Origin of the sequence: Pseudomonas sp. (assembly GCF_050739995.1) — a bacterium.
Taxonomy (GTDB): domain Bacteria; phylum Pseudomonadota; class Gammaproteobacteria; order Pseudomonadales; family Pseudomonadaceae; genus Aquipseudomonas.
The window spans coordinates 1-1,689 of sequence record NZ_JBOICG010000441.1; the positions used below are offsets into that span (position 1 = coordinate 1).

At 61.9% G+C, this 1,689-nt stretch carries 2 protein-coding genes; both read right to left on the reverse strand.

The features are described 5' to 3' along the window. The coding region (yccS, locus tag ACRESD_RS14645) for a YccS family putative transporter (protein WP_431751568.1) at positions 1 to 1,553 on the reverse strand (1,553 nt) is incomplete at its 3' end. Beyond that, the coding region (locus ACRESD_RS14650; protein ID WP_431751569.1) for a hypothetical protein at positions 1,501 to 1,689 on the reverse strand (189 nt) is incomplete at its 5' end. The genes yccS and ACRESD_RS14650, both read right to left, overlap by 53 nt.

Below are 1,689 nucleotides of genomic sequence, written 5' to 3' on the forward strand. Positions count from 1 at the left end.
GGCAGGAACAGCCCGTAGCCATCGCCGACCTGATTGAAGCAGAACAGCACCATCAGGGTGATCGCCGCCGTGGCCAGGGTGTAGCGGGTGGTACGGTTGATAAAGAACACCAGGCCGGCGGCGATGGCGAACATCGATTGCACCAGCGGGCTGGGGAACAGGTCGAACAGTGCCCAGGCCACGGTGAGGCCGATGGCGGTGCCGATGATCCGCTGGCCAAGCTTACGCCGTGTCGCGCCGTAGTTGGGTTGGCAGACGAACAGGGTGGTGAGGATGATCCAGTAACCCTGGGATGGGTGGATCAAGTGCACCATCCAATAGCCGATACTCAACGCCAGCGGCAGACGCAGGGCGTGGCGGAACAGCAAGGACGTCGGCGTCAGTTGGGTGCGCAAGCGTGTCCACATTTCCTTGAGGTTGCGCGGTGAGCGGTCGAGCAGGCTGCTGTCGGTGGCGTCGGCCAGGGCGTCGGGGTTGCTGGCGTCGCTGAGCAGGCGGTCGAGTGTGGACAAGTTGGCCGCCAAGGCCCGCAACGAACGCAGCAGGCCGCGCCAGGCCGGGTTGCTCTGGATGCGCAGGTGCTCCATGGACGCGTTCAAGTCGCCCAGGGCTTCGGCGAAGCTGTCGTCATAGATGAACGGCTGGCGCAGTTGGATCGACTCGGCCAGGGTCTGGCAGGCCTTGCCTTGCTGGCGCAACAGGCGTTGGCAGCGGAACAGCACATCACTGTGGAAGAAGGCTTCGGCCAAGGCGTTGTAGGGGTAGTGGGAAGAGCTGGCGCGTTCGTGGATATCCTGGGCGAGGAAGTACAATTTCAAGTAACGGCTGACTTTCGAGCCTGGCCGACCATTGCCTACACGGTGCAGGATGATTTCCTTCGCCGCATTCAGCGCTGCCACCACCCGGCCATTTTGCTGGGCCAGTTCCAGGCGGCGCGCTTCCACATCCAACTGGCGGATCGGTTCGAACAACGAGGATTTGAGCTTGAGGTAGCGCCCCAGCTCACGGAACAACCGTGCCAGGCTTTGTTGCACCGGCTGATTGGAAAACAGCGCCTGCCATAGCACCGACAACGCGCCATACCACGCGGCGCCGGCCACCAGCAGCAGCGGTTCATGCCAGAAATCCGTGACAGCGCCACCGCGCTGGTCCACGCCGATCATGGTGTACACCGACAGAATCAGCGTCGCCGAGGCAATCGCCCCATAGCGTTCACCCAGGGCGCCAAGCATGGTCAAGCCGAAACTGGCCAGGGCCAGGGCAATCGCGAAAATCCAGGGGTAGGGGAACAGCAGCTCCACCGACAGCGCGGCGATGCTAAAGCACACCAGCGTGACCGCCAGAGCATTGAGACGGCCTTGCCAGCTGTCATCGGTCTCGGCCAGGGCGCTGGCGATAATCCCCAGGAACAGCGGGATCAGCAACGTCATTTCATCCTGATACCAGCACAGCGCCATGCTGCCGGTGAGGGCGATGAATACCCGTACGCTGTAGCTGAATTTATCCAGCGCCCACAGGCGCCGCATGGACTGCTTGAACGAGGTCGATGACATGAAGTCTGGAGCCTTCCGGGGCGATGCCGCTAAATTGAGCCAGTAATGACGCCACGGCAAGCGCGGCGATCACATCTAACAGCAAAATTTTCACGGTCACCACAAAACCTATGTGGGAGCTGGCTTGCCTGCGATG